This is a genomic window from Costertonia aggregata (genome assembly GCF_013402795.1).
GTDB lineage: Bacteria > Bacteroidota > Bacteroidia > Flavobacteriales > Flavobacteriaceae > Costertonia > Costertonia aggregata.
In genome coordinates this window covers 3,737,097-3,753,094 of sequence record NZ_CP058595.1, presented here as the reverse complement: position 1 = coordinate 3,753,094, position 15,998 = coordinate 3,737,097, and the positions used below count along the sequence as shown (strand labels likewise).

Here is a 15,998-nt window from a genome sequence, read left to right as displayed (position 1 = left end):
TTATGACTGCTGCATTTCTTTGGCAATCGCCTGTACCTCATCCAAGACCCTGAGTAGGTTTCCTCCCCAAAGTTTTTCGATTTCGGCCTCTGTATAGCCACGCTTGACCAGTTCAAGGGTGACATTAAAAGTCTCACTGGCATCGGACCAACCCTCGATACCACCGCCGCCATCAAAATCGGAACTAATCCCCACATGGTCAATGCCTATCAGGTCAACCATGTAGTCTATATGATCAACAAAATCTGAAACGTTTACTGCAGGTGGCGCTTCTTTTTTACTGCTTGTCAATTCTTTGGCTATTTTCATAACCTTTGGATAATTCTCCATAAAAGCTGATTTTTCATCATCGCTTAGTGTTGAAAACTGTGATCGCTCATACCAGTTGACACCCAACGAATCGGCTACTTTTTTATACACTTCTTTCATGTAAGCGGCCCTGTTTTCATGCTTGCTGGTGTTCAGGTACGAACTAAAGGCCACAGTCTGCACAACCCCACCGTTCGCTTTCATAAGCTTGAGCTGTTCGTCATCCAAATTTCTACTGTGGTCGCATAAGGCCCTTGCCGATGAGTGCGATGCAATGATCGGAGCTTTGGAAAGCGCTATCATTTGTTTCATAGATTCTTTGGATGGGTGCGATACATCAATCATGATTCCTAATCTATTCATCTCTTTTACAGCTTCTTTGCCCAAATCACTTAAACCGTTATGTAACCATATACTATCATTTTCACCTGTATTGGAGTCACAAAATTGACTATGGCCGTTATGGGATAATGAAATGTATCTAGCCCCCAATGCATGATACTTTTCAAAGTTATCAAGGTCTTCGCCCATAGGATAGGCATTCTCCACACCAATCATGGCTATTTTCTTGCCCGAGGCATGAATTCTGCGAACATCGTCAGAGGTTAGGGCCAATTCAATTGTATCAGGAGCTATTTCATCACAAAGTCTATGAATGGCATCAAATTTGGCCATAGCGTTTTCTTCAGCTTTGGCATACCCGGCAGTGGTCAGCGAATCTTGTCCGGTATACACGATAAGCCAGGTCACATCAAGTCCGCCTTCATCCATTTTTGGAAGGTTTATTTGGGTTTCCAAACGCTGCGTATAATTTTTTTCGGCTGTGAAGTTGGCAACATTGATGTCGTTATGGGTATCAATGGTCAATACTTTTTCATGAATGGTCTTTGCTTTTTCCTCAAGGCTCATTTCAGTTTTTTTTTCGGTTTCCTTGCACGAGAAAAGAACTAGGATACAGGCAAATACGGTTGATCGTCTCATTTATTTTTTTGAATTGGTTTATGGTTTCTTTCTATACTAATCCGTCTTAAAAATAAGGATTCTTTTTTAACTAATGTTCTTTAAAATAAGTGGTTGTAGGAAATTTACACTACATATTTGGCAATTTGACAACATATATGGCCGCTTAGGCAACAATTAATTGTCATAGCTACCATAATAGGTCACTTTTACAAACACAAAAGCATTGTAGAATTAAGATTCAAGTGATTTTGTAAGAAACAAGAATACCAACCAAATACCCAAATCTGTAATGCCCCCGATCAAAACAGTAGACCTACTTGCCCAATTATCAAATTTAGAGGCCACACTCAATAGTTTCTCATTCGAGCAACTTTCAGTGGATGAAGCGAATGAACTCAAGGAAACTTTCAGGGTGTTCAAACAAAACCTTGAAAATAAGATTTGGGGAACGGCTACAACTTCCCAAACGGAAATCACAAAGGGCTTTACCCGTGAAATCGAAATCATTGACAGCTCAATAAAAACCAGTCTTCATCAACAGACAATTGACCTTGCCCCGGTATTGGAAGATTGTATGGGTGAGTTGGGTCTATTACAGGAACTTGTACTGTTGTACAAACAAAATGCGCTGGAATTTATTGGGCAAGCCCGGTTGGCATTGGACAACAAGGATTTTGAACAACTTCGCTTTTGCTCCCACAAGGTTAAGAACGGACTCAAAATGATGCATACCAAAGCATTACTTGAAATTGTGGAAAGTATGCAGAACGTAAGCCAAACGACCAAGGATATTGCATACCTACGCTTTCTTTACGAGTGTTTTGTGGTGGAATATCCCAGTATTGAAAATGCAATTGATCGTGAACTGGAAGCTCTGACCAAAACAAAACGCAGTTAGATGATGAAACGGAAACAAGTATTGTTGGCAGACGACGACCAGTTGTTGGCATCTTTATTAAACCATCGTTTAAAAAGGGCCGGTTACGATGTGGTACATAATAGCGATGGCAAGCAGGTAAAAGAATACTTAAAAGACCATGAACCCGATATTATAGTCAGCGATATTATGATGCCCTATTTCTCGGGGATAGAATTGATAGATTATGTACGCAATGAAATCAAATCCCAAATACCCATAATAATAATTTCGTCTGCCGGCAATGAAGAGAACGTCCTAAGCGCTTTTGAACTAGGAGCCAATGATTTCATCTCAAAACCGGTAAGCCCATCGGAATTAATGGTACGGGTCGCTAGAGAACTTAACAAAACCTGATTTTTGAAGATTCCCAATCTTACATATTACACCTACTCACTTATTGATGCCCCAAAGATTCATACGGATTTATTGTGGGACCTCACTATGCTGTTTGTTGGCTTGGGAACGGTATATTTTGTATCCATCTTTATTTTTAGGAATAGTATTTCCAGAAAAAATAAAAACAGTACCACCAAAAAACTTGAACTATCACCTAAAATAAGTGAGTTCTTATTTCATGAAGAAGATGATCCCATTGCCGACAAGGCAAATTATATTGACCTTAAAATTGAGGTAAGGGAGTTCATAAAGATACCCGCCAACAGAAAAATACTTACCGAAGTGTTATTGGACCTGAGAAAAGATGTTGCAGGAGATACGCTAAAACGCCTTTGTAAACTCTATAAAGACTTTGGATTACACAACGATGCCTATAAAAAACTGAAAAGCTGGCGTTGGGAAAGAGTGGCCAAAGGTATTTTGGAGCTTACCCAAATGCAGGTAATGGAGTCATACGGTTTTATCATAAAACATATCAATGATAAAAGGCCTACGGTACGACGACAAGCAGAAATCGCTGTAGTAAGCTTAAAACCCGAGGGCATCAACCATTTTTTAGATACCACACGGTATAAAATATCCGAATGGCAACAACTAAAGTTGTTGGATGTGATTCGCAATCAAGAGGACTTTAAAGCTCCCAGGTTTAGGTCTTGGTTAACATCCAAGAACAAACACGTTGTACTTTTTGCGTTAAGATTGATAAAATACTACAATCAAAACGATGCCAACTCCTCTATAATCGAACTTATAAAACACAAGGACACCAATATACGGCAAGAAGCGATTGACTGTATCAGGGAGTTCTTGATTTTTGATGCGATAGATAGCTTAAAATCGGTTTTTAAAAAGAGCACAGTGGATACAAAACTCTGTATTCTAGAAGCCTTTTCCCATATTGGTTCGGCTACGGATATATCTTATTTAAAGGCATTGGCCCAAAAAGAATCCAATTTTACGGTCAAAAGTAAAATACTTGGCACCATCAATACCATTGCGCCCGAAACGATTATGCCAACCGAAAATATTATGGAAATTTCGGACAAAGCGGAAGTTCTGGAAATGGAAACCTTGGCAGAAGATATTGAACGATTGGAACAAATAACGGAAACAACAGATACCGAAACCCCCACAGCCATTGAAAATCAATTATCACTGGATAAACAAATACCCACCAACCAAGAACGAATAAAGATGGATATCGAAGAAACAACGAACGACGACCATATTGAAAATGAAAACATAGACGAACTTTTGAAAATCTTGGACGCAAGAACAAAAACGAACCCGGCAGTTACCGTAAACGAGAACGAAGATGAAATAACCTTTGAACTATCATTTGAACTGGATGATGATTTTGCCACGCACAGCGAAAAAAGTTTGATATCGGAAGATTGCAAAGCTTCAAATAACGAAATCCCAGCAATTTTTGATATGAATGATATCGATTCAAAAAAGCCACAAACGCCTTCTGAACATGTAGATAACACACCCGAAAAATCGCATACAACCATTGATAGGGAAGAAGAAATGCACAATACCCGCTTGCAAAGTGTGATCGGTAAAATATTGCAAAACTCAAAGGACATGAACCATACTCCCGAGATGTTGACCGAAGACGATATCAACCAAGATATAGTGTCGGAAGAGGAAAACATAGAAATTTTCGATATATGTTTTATGCAGGAATTGGAGGATATCCTTTCCGGGATCGATGAAATGATAGAGGACAAGGATAACCAAAAAACGTTACCCTTGGATTTTCTGCCTATCGTTAAGGCGGAAAACAAAACAGATGGGATTGGGGTAACATACGAAGAAGTGCCCTTTGATAAAGAGCCCAGAATGTTAGATGAACACAATAGACAATCGTTTACGTCCGATGAGGAAGATATCGATATGAGCTTTATACCCTTAGTGGTAGACAACGACAACCATGCCCCCCCGAACATGGACTTAGACCATGGTAAAACCAACGAAATGAAGAACAAACCACCCATCCCAAATGTAGGATTCAAGGGATTTAGCATTTTCGAGGAACTATTCAGGACATGTGATACCGATTCCAAATTAATTCTTTTGGATGAAGTTTTGGCAGTTGGGGATCAAAAGGAAATCGAATTTTTGGATACCCTCTTGGACAGTCCCGAAAAAAGTATCGCAGAAAAGGCAAAAGAAATTAAGGAAAAGCTAGCAGAAAAATTATCTGACAGCATGAACAATGGCACTTTGGAATCTATAGGGATAAAAGAGGAGCGTGGGCCTAAAGCAAATATTGAGACTATCGAGAACGCAGAACAGCAGGATATTTTCGATTTTGATTTTGACTTGGAACTTGAAATTGACAACGAAGATACTCTCAAAAAAAAAACTTTGAACAATAACTGGTTTTTAAACCATATAATCCCTTCTTTTTTAAAAAGATAAGCTGAATGGATAGTGAAATTTTCAACATATTACTGAAATATATAAACGTGGTTTTTTTCATGTTTACGGTAGTCCTGTTTACTATGTTCACTATCATGGGGTATCTGTCGACCCGCAACTCCATTCACTATCGTAACAAAAATAGTTTCGGGGACATTTCCAAAGTAATGGCTTCGCCGTTGGCACCAAGTATTACGATTATTGCCCCGGCCTATAATGAAGGGTTGACCATTGTAGAAAACATTCGTTCGTTGTTGTCGCTGCGTTATGTCAATTATGAGGTTATGGTGGTCAACGATGGCAGCAAGGACGACACCCTACAAAAAATGATAGATGCCTATGATCTTGAAAAGATAGAACAGCCCATTGACCCCGATTGGCAATCCAAACCCATTCGTGGTATTTACAAATCTAAACATCGTTCTTTTTCAAAGCTTACGGTAATCGATAAGGAAAACGGGGGTAAATCCGATGCTTTGAATACCGGGATGGCCCTTTCAAAAAACCAATATGTTGGTTGTATAGATGTTGATTGCCTTTTATTGCCCGATGCCTTGTTACATGTGGTAAAATCATTTTTTCAACGCTCCGAAAAACGTGTCATTGCCGTAGGGGGTGTAATCAGGGTTGCCAACTCATGTATAATTCAAGGGGGCCAGTTAGAAGAAATACGATTGCCTAAAAGTTGGTTGGCCCGTTTTCAATTGTTGGAATATACCCGTTCCTTTATTTTGGGGAGAATGGCTTGGGGGCGTATAGACAGCCTCTTGATAATTTCAGGGGCCTTTGGCTTTTTTGATAGGGAAATAGCACTTGCAGTAGGCGGCTATGATACCAATACGGTTGGTGAGGATATGGAAATTGTCTTTAAAATGAGGCGTTACATGCACGAACAAAAAACACCGTATACCATTGAATATATTCCAGATTCACTGTGTTGGACCGAGGTTCCGGAAGATTTAAAGATTTTGATAAATCAACGTGATAGATGGGCTAGGGGCAATCTAGAGACCTTGAACAAGCATAGGGACATGTTCTTTAATTCCAAATTTGGCCGACTTGGGCTTTTGAGTTATCCCTATTGGTTTTTTTACGAATGGCTGGCACCGCTACTGGAGTTTTTTGGCTTTTTCACGATTATTTTGTTCGCATATCTGGGCATTCTGAACTGGGAGTTTTTCATAGCTATTACCGCCACAATCTACATGTTCTCTATCATGTTTTCTTTTTATGCAATACTATGGGATGTATACTCCTATAACGAATACAAAAAAACAAAGGATATTTTAATATTGATGTTCTGCGCCATTATAGAGCCTATAACGTTTCACCCCATAGTAGTATGGGCTGCGATACGGGGCAATTGGAAAAAACTGTTCAAAATAAAATCAGGTTGGGGTTCACAAGTGCGCAAGGGCTTTGCAAAGGCAACATAGAATAAAGAATGAATACTAGTCAATTAGATAGCTACAGCTTAAAGCATTACACCAGATTGATACTATCTTTCTTTGGTTGTTTGGTGGTGTTATCGATATTTCAATACACGACCTTGTATGTAAAAGGTGTGGTGGATAGTATATTGAGTACCAGCTTTTTTATTGCCCTGGTACACCAATTGGGATTTGCCGCAGTTACGGGGCTTGTATTGGCCTTTCCGTTCAACTTTTGGGAAAATTGGCGACCTAGGTACGGCTTTAACCTCGCATTTGTTCTATTGGTTCTCTTATTGATTGTTGAGGCTATGCTTATCAGCTATTATTGTACCACTTTGGTGCCCTTGGGGTCGGATTTATTAGGATATAGCTACGCCGATATCAAAACAACGATTTCCAACTCGGGCGGTCTTCAAACATCAATCTATCTGGTTATTGGTGTAGTCATTATCACCGTCCTGTTTTATACGTTTTATAAGGTAACTTCAAAGGTGTATCACAGAATAAGCAAAATGTACCCATTTACCATTATTTTGTTCAGTTTGTTCGTTGCTACCTTGTTTACCGATGGTAAGCCCATAAACCAGAACAAAACACAGTATTTGGCCATAAATGTCTATAATAGTACCACCGAGGATAATTCATACGATTCAACCGTTGAATACCCTTTGATCAAAAGACCGCAATCCGAAAATGTGCTGGGGGATTATTTTGAGTTGAAAGAAGAGAAACCTAACATCGTTTTCATAATGGTAGAAGGCCTGGGACGTGATTTTATCGGGGAAGGGGCTGAGTATGGTGGCTTTACGCCGTTCTTGGATTCCTTGAGTACCAAATCATTATATTGGGAAAACTGCTTGAGCAATACCGGGAGAACCTTTGGGGTATTACCGTCATTGTTGGGTTCATTGCCCTTTGGCAAAAGTGGATTTATGGAGTTGGAAGAGTTTCCCAATAAACTTACGCTATACAGTATCTTAAAAAACAATGGTTATCACACGTCTTTTTACCAAGGTACCAACAGTTCTTTTGACAATGTAGATAAGTTTCTAAAAAGTGAAAATGTAGATTTTGTTCTTGATAAATCCGGATTTGGAAATAAATACAAACAACAAGAAAAAGATGCAGCTGGTTCATCATGGGGCTATCCTGATAAGGAATTGTTCAAAAAAAGTATGAGCCTTCCACGTGAAAAAGAACAACCGCGGTTAGAGGTTTATATGACAATAAGTACCCATGAGCCTTTTATACCGCCCAATCAGGACTTTTATGAGGAAAAGGTCGAGAAAATTGTTCGTAAGGGAAATTATGATTCTAGAAAAAAGAAGGTCATTGAAAAAAACGACAATGTATTTGCCACGTTATTGTATACAGATGATGCCATAAAATGGGCGTTGGAAGCTTACAAAAAGCAACCCCGTTATGACAATACCATTTTTATAATAACGGGAGACCATAGGCTTATCCCCATACCGCAACGTAATAACCTAAGCCGTTTTCATGTGCCGCTGATCATGTATAGCCCTATGTTGAAAAGTGCACGGAAAATGAGTGCCATTTCATCACATTTTGACGTAACCCCATCGATCTTGGCAATGCTGAACAGTGCTTACGAGCTAAAAATGCCAAAAAAAGTAGCTTGGATGGGTAATGCCTTGGACATGAACGAGAAATTCAGATCTATAAAGGAAATCCCTTTAATGCGAAACAAAAACGAGTTAAAGGAATATATAAGCGGTGGTCAGTTGTTCAGTGATGGCGATGCCTTTGAAATAAATGAAAACATGGATTTAAGTTCCTCGTTTACGGGAGAATCCAAACTAGAAAAGAAATTGGAAGGTTTTAAGGCAATGAATGCCTACGTGACCACGAGCAACAAAATCATACCTGATAGTTTGGCTATTTTTTCCGTACAGAAGGAGCGATTTACTGAAAGTGAAATCATATTTGTCAATAGTGTTTATAACGGTAAAGATTCCGATAAGGGATATCTCACGGCACGTGACTTGGCCTTTAATAGAGAATATGATAGGGCTCTTTTGGTGTGCAGGTATATTTTGTCCGATGTTCCCAGTCATATCGACACCAAAATATTGATGGGTAGAATTAATGTATGGCGGGGCGATTATGAAAAATCTATTGAAATATTAAAGGAATGTATTAAAATGAACCCCAATTACATTGACTCTTATTCCGCTTTGTTTGATGTGTATTTTTGGTCGGGCAGGACCAAGGAAGCACTACGGTTGATAGAAGAAGTACAAGAGAACAGCTCTGGTGTTAACGAAATCAAAGATAAAATTAAAAGGGCCAGAAAGCAGGCGGGCATTAAACAAAAAACGGTATTTGTCCGTTCAACCTCAAAAAAAGATATAGCATACTCATCACATTGAAAGCCCTAAAAATTACATACACGGTTTTACTGCTTATGCTTCTCCCCGTATGGGGAACGGCACAGGACATGGCATTTAACGACCCTTACGATAAGGCGCATGACTTGGCCTTTGAAGGCAAACACGGTTCTTCTCGTGAAGTCTTGGCAAATATCCTTTTAAAAAACCCAATGAATACCAAAGCAAGGCTTCTATTGGCAAGAATCGATAGTTGGGATGCGAAATACGAAGAAGCCAGGAACGGTTTTAATCTGATCATTTCCACTGAAAGAATGAATAGTGACGCTTGGATATCTGCTATAAAAAATGAACTTTATGCCAAAAACCCACATACTGCACTGGGCCTAGCCAACAAGGCATTGCACTATTTAAAAAACAATTTGGAGGTTGAACGATTGCAAAAGCAGGCTACCCAAGCGGTATCGGACAAAAAATACCCAAAGTACATTAATACACCAGGTATTGATTTTAAGAGTAGGGGGAAGAAAAAAACGGCAAAAACAAAAACGGTAGAGGATACTGCCGCGGTATCAAAAGGAGAGGGTTCTATAAAAAGTGTCAAAGAAAAGGAAATACTAAACAATAGACTGGGAGTCAATAATTCATTTACTGTTTTTAATGATGTTTACGAGCCCATGATTTTCTCTAGTATATCGTTTAATAGGCGTACACCAGTGGGAACCGTTATTCCAAGAATTAATTACAGTAACCGTCTGAACAAACATGGTGTACAGTATGATATCGATTTATATCCCAAATTCTCAAAACGTTTTTACGCTTATTTAAATTATGGCTATTCCAATTCTTCAATTTACCCCAATCATAAAATAGGGGGCGATCTTTACGCCAACCTGCCTTGGGCCATGGAGGTTTCTGCAGGTATGCGGCATATAATCTTTGATACACGAAATATTACGGTATATGCCAATTCAATAGGGCACTACCGTGGTAATTATTATTTTTCGCTGCGCTCATATTTTACGCCTAAACCTGATGGACTATTGACCGTCTCTGGTAATTTGTTGGTTCGCAAATACCTAAAGGATGGTGAGAACTATATTGGTGTGAACGCCGGGCTAGGTTTTTCGCCCGAACTACGACAGATCAGGGACGGTGCCACGCTATTGGCTGAAACTTTATTGTATATCGAGTCCCAGCGCTTGCAGATGGAATATCAATTTACACCAAAGAAAAACCCCAATATCTACAGGGCGAATGTGGGCGTTACCCGGCAGGAGTTCGTTTCCAATTCCGGTAGTTTTTTCTGGGCCGTATCTGCTGGATTCTCTTATCAGGCTAAATTTTAACGATAGTATTAGGGAAATAGACCTTTACAACAAAAAAGTGCTGTTTTACCACAATTTATTGTTCAAATCTCAAAAATCAGATAAGTTTATATCATAATTAATCGAGACCCAAATCTTAAAAACAGCTTAACTATGTTATACGATACCTACGGCGAGGAATACCTGACATTCCTTCAAGAATTAAATGAAATCTTAAGCTTAAACGAATTGGTGGAGTTGGATTATATGTAATCAACACCACCTATCCTAAATCCCAAAACCTACGATTATGGCAAACCTAAATCACGACAATGCAGCGTATTTGAATTTTATTGAAGATTTAAATGAAATTTTAAACGATTACAATATTAGCAAACTTAATTTTTCTTAGTTGTTATAGTGTACAATTACCAAAAAAGGGGTGCGCTTTTAAAGCGCACCCCTTTTTACTTTCAGATATTGATATTATTAACCCAAGTAGGTCATAAGCAATTTGCTTCTTGAATTGTGGCGCAATTTTCTAATGGCTTTTTCCCGTATCTGCCGCACACGCTCACGGGTAAGGTCGAACGTATGGCCAATTTCTGCCAAGGTCATAGATTGTTGGTCGCCAATACCATAGTATAGCTTCACAACATCTGCCTCTCTGGGCGACAAGGTTTCCAAAGCCCTGTTGATTTCAGTGTTCAGGGACTGTTGCATCAACGACTTGTCCGGTCGTGGTGATTCTCCCGAACGCAGAACATCGTACAGGTTGGAATCTTCTCCTTCTTTCAAGGGGGCATCCATAGATACATGTCGACCTGAGTTTTTAATGGATTGTTTGACTTCGGTAATCGTCATATCCAGCTCCTTGGCAATTTCCTCGGCCGAAGGGGGTCTTTCGTGGGCCTGTTCCAAATACGAAAATGTCTTTTTTATTTTATTGATCGAGCCGATTTTATTCAACGGCAATCGCACTATTCTAGACTGTTCTGCCAAAGCTTGTAGGATAGACTGTCTGATCCACCATACCGCATAGGAAATAAATTTAAATCCTCTGGTTTCGTCAAAACGTTTTGCCGCCTTTACAAGGCCAACGTTTCCTTCATTGATAAGATCGGGAAGTTTTAATCCCTGATTTTGATATTGTTTTGCAACCGAAACGACAAATCTCAAATTTGCATTGGTCAACGCTTCCAGAGCTGCCTGGTCACCTTTGCGTATACGTTGTGCTAGTTCTACTTCCTCATTTGCCGTTATCAAATCTATTTTGCTGATATCCTGCAAGTATTTGTCCAATGATTTTGATTCTCTGTTGGTTACCTGCTTGATAATCTTTAGTTGCCTCATATGATATTTTCGTGTTTAAGTTCTACAAGCTTATATGATACATTTTTTTATTGGCTTTTCCAAACGAATACCGTTATACTTATCCCAATCTTATAAAGAAAGCTCCTACTTAAAGTGTTTTACAGGGTTTAGGATATAAATCGGCTACATGCCTTATTTTTGTGATTATGAGCAAAAGGGCACTTAAAAAATATTTATCCGGTCTCAAGAAAAAAGAGCTGGAAGAACAATTTATGGATGTATACCAAAGATTTCCCGTAGTCAAGGAATATTATGACTTCGCCTTTAACCCAAAGGAAGATAAGCTGGTACAAGAGGCCAAAGTGAAGATTTCCAATGAATATTTTCCCTTGAAACGCAAAAGACCAAAGGCTAGGCGTTCTGTGGCGCAGAAATATATTAAACGCTTTAAAACCTTGGGAATGGATGCTCATTTGATAGCGGATGTTATGCTCTACAACCTCGAAATCGCCCAATCGTTCGAAAAGGAAAAAAACGTACCCGATGCCTTTTATAAGAGTATGACCAACTCTTTTCATGAGGTTACGCAGCATGTTTCAGTACATGGCCTATTGCCCGAATATAAATCCCGTATAATCGATATTTATACTATTACCCAAGAAGCAGAATGGTTGTTTGGTGAAGAATTTTCCCGAGCACTTGATATTTTAGACTAAAACTGGAAAAATTCATGAGCATAGTAATTTTAAGACAGGACGATAAAATCGATGAATGGAAAAAGGCACTCAAGGCCCGAGCACCCCATATAAATGTTTACAGCTACCTAGAGGAGCACCCTAAAGACGATATGACCATGGCCTTGGTGTGGAAGCATCCCAAAAACACTTTATCCCGATATCCCAATCTAAAATGCATCTCGTGTTCGGGGGCAGGTGTCGATTTTATTTTCAATGATAGGGATAGACCCAAACACCTACCCATAACACGGGTGGTCGACCCATATTTGGCCAGTGATATGTCCGAATATGTATTAGCGGCGATTTTTTCACATATCAAAAATCTGAATCATTATAAACTGGAACAAACACAAGCTAAATGGTCGCCCAAATCCTATTTGCGTATACAGGATGTTTCAGTAGGCATCATGGGAGTAGGGGAGTTGGGGAAAACACTTGCAAAAGACTTGGTCCAATACGGATTCAAGACATTGGGGTGGTCCAATTCAAAAAAGCGGATAAACGGTGTCAATAGTTTTGTTGGGGAAGCGGAACTATCTTTATTTTTGGAGCAGACCGCTATCCTGGTTTGCTTACTTCCACTCACAAACAAAACCAAAGGCATTTTGAACAAAACACTTTTTACCCTGCTGCCTAAAGGGGCTTTCGTTATCAATGTGGCCCGTGGCGGTCATATGGTAGATGATGATTTGATGGAAATGTTGGACAAAGACCACCTTTCAGGTGCTGTATTGGATGTTTTTCATAACGAACCCTTGCCGACCTCACATCTGTATTGGCAGCACCCCAAGGTGCATATAACGCCGCATATTGCCAGTGTTTCGGATACAGCATCCGTAGTACCTCAAATAGTGGAGAATTATGAAAGGCTCATGAGCGGCCAACCACTTCTAAACGAGGTATCTATCACAAAAGGGTATTAATTTTTCGTTTTTACCGCCCTAGTAATTTCCTCAAAGCGTAAAAAACTTTTAATTTTGTAAGGTTTTCATTTTCCTAATTAAACCCTCCTGCCAATTTGAAGGTTCAGAACGAAACGATAGAAAAAACGCTTTACGATTATCAGCTACAGGATCTCAATACCATATTCGAGTATTTTGAGGAATCTTCCGATGATGTAAACTTACTCTACCAATTACCTACCGGTGGCGGTAAAACCGTCGTTTTTTCAGAAATTGCCAAAAGATACATCAACCAGACCCAAAAAAAGGTCGTTGTACTTACCCATAGAATTGAGCTGAGCGCACAGACTTCAAAAATGCTACAAGGTTTCGGGGTAAAGAACAAAATCATCAACAGTGAGGTAAAAGAGCTACGAGACCAAGACGAATACATGTGCTTTGTGGCCATGGTAGAGACCTTGAACAATAGGCTGCAAGAAGAAAAAGTGGAATTGAACAATGTAGGGCTCGTCATTATCGATGAGGCCCACTACAACTCCTTTCGCAAGCTCTTTAAGTTTTTTGAAAAATCGATTATCCTTGGTGTAACGGCCACGCCATTGAGTTCCAATATCAAACTCCCCATGAAAGACAACTACAAGAAATTGATCGTTGGGGAGTCCATTTCGTCACTTATAAAGAAAAAGTTCTTGGCCAAGGCCAATGTGTATAATTACGATGTTAGCCTCAAGACCCTAAAATTGGGCATTAGTGGCGATTATACCGTAAAATCTTCGGAAGAATTGTACGGCAATCACAATATGTTGAGCAAACTGCGCAATGCTTATGAAGAGATTGCGAAAGGTACAAAAACGCTGATTTTCAACAACGGTATCAATACATCTAGATATGTATACGAAACCTTTAAAAAGGCAGGGTATAACATTCGGCATTTGGACAATAAGAACAATGCTACGGAGCGTCGCGAAATTTTGGAATGGTTTTCCAAAACTCCGGATGCGATATTGACTTCGGTAAGTATATTGACCACTGGGTTTGATGAACCCTCGGTAGAGACCATTATTCTCAACAGAGCCACAAAATCACTTACCCTTTATTTTCAGATGATAGGCCGTGGGTCGCGAATTCTTCCCAATAAAGAGGAATTCACTGTTGTTGACATGGGAAACAACGTTGCACGTTTTGGGCTTTGGGATGCCCCTATTGATTGGCAGGAGATTTTTCATTTCCCGGATTTTTATTTGGAGAACATTAAAAACGACGAAGAGATTGAACGTGAGTTCGTTTACGAAATGCCACCGGACCTCAGGGAGGAGTTCAGTAAATCGGAGCATATAGAATTTGATATCAAGGCAGAGTATAAAAAAGTGTTCGCCCGTGGGGAACGTTCCAAAAAAGTACTGGAAAAAAGTATTGAGCAACATGCACAAATATGTGTTGAAAATAGCGAAGATGTTTTTGATGCAAGAATATTGGCAAAAAAACTAAAGGACGAAATCGCTTATCGGGTTAGGCAATATTCCTATTGTATCATGAACAACACCAAAAATTACAAGGAATGGTTAGAGGAAGATTATGAACGTAAGTTGCGGCTAAAGATTTCACAAATGTTCTCCCAAAAAATGTAATGTCGGGTTCTGCGGAAAAACAAGGAATTATACTGATTATCGGCCTGGTTTGGCCAGAACCCTCAACAACAGCTGCCGGATCACGAATGATGCAGCTCATTCGGTTTTTTCTTAAAAACGATTACAGGATTGTCTTCGCCAGTACGACTTCGGAATCTGAACAAAGTGCTGACCTGGTGTCCATAGGTGTTGAAAAAGCAACGATACAACTAAACGATACTAGTTTTGATATATTCGTAAAGGACATAAACCCGACTATCGTGCTTTTTGACCGCTTTTTGACCGAAGAACAGTTTGGTTGGCGGGTCATGGAAAATGCTCCGAATGCCATTCGGATATTAGATTCAGAGGACTTGCATTCCCTTCGCAATACCCGGGAAAAAGCACACAAATGCAACATATCTTTTTCAATTGATGATTGGAAACAAAATAGCTTGACCAAAAGGGAAATCGCCAGTATCTATCGTTGTGACGCCACTCTTATCATTTCATCTTTTGAAATGGAATTGCTGCAAAATGAACTGCAATTGGATAAGAACCTTATATGGTATTTACCCTTTCTATTGGAAAGTATTGATCATAGGGATTGGGAAGGTTTTGAAGACCGCACCGATTTTATATGTATTGGAAATGGCAAACATGCCCCCAATGTGGATGCGGTGGAATATCTATATGAAAAAATATGGCCACTGATCAAAAAAAACCTACCAAACACCAACGTTCATATATACGGAGCCTATCTCCCAAAAAGAATCCAACAATTACATGACCCAAAGGCCGGTTTTTTGGTAAAAGGTTGGGCAGATGATGCCCAAATTGTTTTCGCAAAGGCCAAAATCAACTTGGCGCCCTTGCGATTTGGAGCGGGCATCAAAGGAAAATTGACCGATAGTATGCGTTATGGTACACCAAGCATAACAACATCAATAGGGGCTGAGGGTATGCACTTGGATTTACCATGGAATGGTAGTATAAACGATGTTACGACCGAGTTTGCCGATGCTGCGGTACAATTGTATCAAAATCGGGAAAAATGGCAAATAGCCCAACAAAACGGACTTAAAATTTTACAGCAGGTATACAATGCCAAAGATTTAGAAGCCAATTTATTGAATAGGATAACTGCACTGCAAAAAAACTTGGACAACCACCGCAGCCAAAATTTTATTGGTGGCATGTTGGCGCAGCACACCGTAATGGCCTCGAAGTATTTATCCAAATGGATAACCGAGAAAAATAGGAGGGAATAAAAGTTTTATAACTTGAACGGAGTAGGATTATTAATATACTGTCTTAGCAAATGGCGGAGCTA

At 39.5% G+C, this 15,998-nt stretch carries 12 protein-coding genes; 10 read left to right on the top strand and 2 right to left on the bottom strand.

Going from position 1 to position 15,998, the window contains the following annotated elements; genetic code table 11:
- Complete coding sequence (locus HYG79_RS17210) at positions 1-1,290, bottom strand: dipeptidase (RefSeq protein ID WP_179243296.1); 1,290 nt, start codon at positions 1,288-1,290, stop codon at positions 1-3.
- A 271-nt stretch (positions 1,291-1,561) separates the two neighbouring features.
- On the opposite strand from HYG79_RS17210, the gene HYG79_RS17205 reads away from it, so the two are divergent.
- Genes HYG79_RS17205 through HYG79_RS17180 form a run of 6 tightly spaced genes read left to right on the top strand, consistent with a single transcriptional unit; the run spans position 1,562 to position 10,147 of the window.
- Positions 1,562-2,170, top strand: a complete 609-nt coding sequence (locus tag HYG79_RS17205) for an Hpt domain-containing protein (RefSeq protein WP_179243295.1) — start codon at positions 1,562-1,564, stop codon at positions 2,168-2,170.
- A complete protein-coding gene (locus tag HYG79_RS17200; protein WP_228027899.1) occupies positions 2,171-2,545 on the top strand; it encodes a response regulator in 375 nt (124 codons plus the stop codon). It begins immediately after the preceding gene.
- A 3-nt stretch (positions 2,546-2,548) separates the two neighbouring features.
- On the top strand, positions 2,549-5,014 hold the full coding sequence (locus tag HYG79_RS17195; RefSeq protein ID WP_179243294.1) for a HEAT repeat domain-containing protein: 2,466 nt from the start codon (positions 2,549-2,551) through the stop codon (positions 5,012-5,014).
- 5 nt (positions 5,015-5,019) lie between these two features.
- Positions 5,020-6,450: a glycosyltransferase family 2 protein gene (locus tag HYG79_RS17190; protein ID WP_179243293.1), complete on the top strand. Its 1,431-nt coding sequence runs from the start codon at positions 5,020-5,022 to the stop codon at positions 6,448-6,450.
- An 8-nt stretch (positions 6,451-6,458) separates the two neighbouring features.
- A complete protein-coding gene (locus tag HYG79_RS17185; protein WP_179243292.1) occupies positions 6,459-8,840 on the top strand; it encodes a sulfatase-like hydrolase/transferase in 2,382 nt (793 codons plus the stop codon).
- On the top strand, positions 8,837-10,147 hold the full coding sequence (locus tag HYG79_RS17180) for a YaiO family outer membrane beta-barrel protein (RefSeq protein WP_228027898.1): 1,311 nt from the start codon (positions 8,837-8,839) through the stop codon (positions 10,145-10,147). Before HYG79_RS17185 ends, HYG79_RS17180 begins: the two co-directional genes overlap by 4 nt.
- 447 nt (positions 10,148-10,594) lie before the next feature.
- Here HYG79_RS17180 and HYG79_RS17175 read toward each other — a convergent pair whose 3' ends face one another.
- Entirely contained in the window at positions 10,595-11,458 is an 864-nt protein-coding gene (locus tag HYG79_RS17175; RefSeq protein ID WP_179243291.1) for a sigma-70 family RNA polymerase sigma factor, read from the bottom strand.
- Positions 11,459-11,625: 167 nt separating this feature from the next.
- Between HYG79_RS17175 and HYG79_RS17170 the strand changes: the two genes are divergently transcribed.
- From HYG79_RS17170 to HYG79_RS17155, 4 genes are all read left to right on the top strand, one after another.
- The gene (locus tag HYG79_RS17170) at positions 11,626-12,135 is read left to right on the top strand and encodes a DUF6155 family protein (protein ID WP_179243290.1); all 510 of its coding nucleotides are present in this window, start codon (positions 11,626-11,628) and stop codon (positions 12,133-12,135) included.
- 14 nt (positions 12,136-12,149) lie between these two features.
- Positions 12,150-13,079, top strand: coding sequence for a 2-hydroxyacid dehydrogenase (locus HYG79_RS17165; RefSeq protein WP_179243289.1), 930 nt, complete (start codon positions 12,150-12,152; stop codon positions 13,077-13,079).
- A 95-nt stretch (positions 13,080-13,174) separates the two neighbouring features.
- On the top strand, positions 13,175-14,686 hold the full coding sequence (locus HYG79_RS17160; RefSeq protein ID WP_179243288.1) for a DEAD/DEAH box helicase: 1,512 nt from the start codon (positions 13,175-13,177) through the stop codon (positions 14,684-14,686).
- Complete coding sequence (locus HYG79_RS17155; protein WP_179243287.1) at positions 14,686-15,936, top strand: glycosyltransferase; 1,251 nt, start codon at positions 14,686-14,688, stop codon at positions 15,934-15,936. Before HYG79_RS17160 ends, HYG79_RS17155 begins: the two co-directional genes overlap by 1 nt.
- The last annotated feature ends 62 nt before the right edge of the window (positions 15,937-15,998 follow it).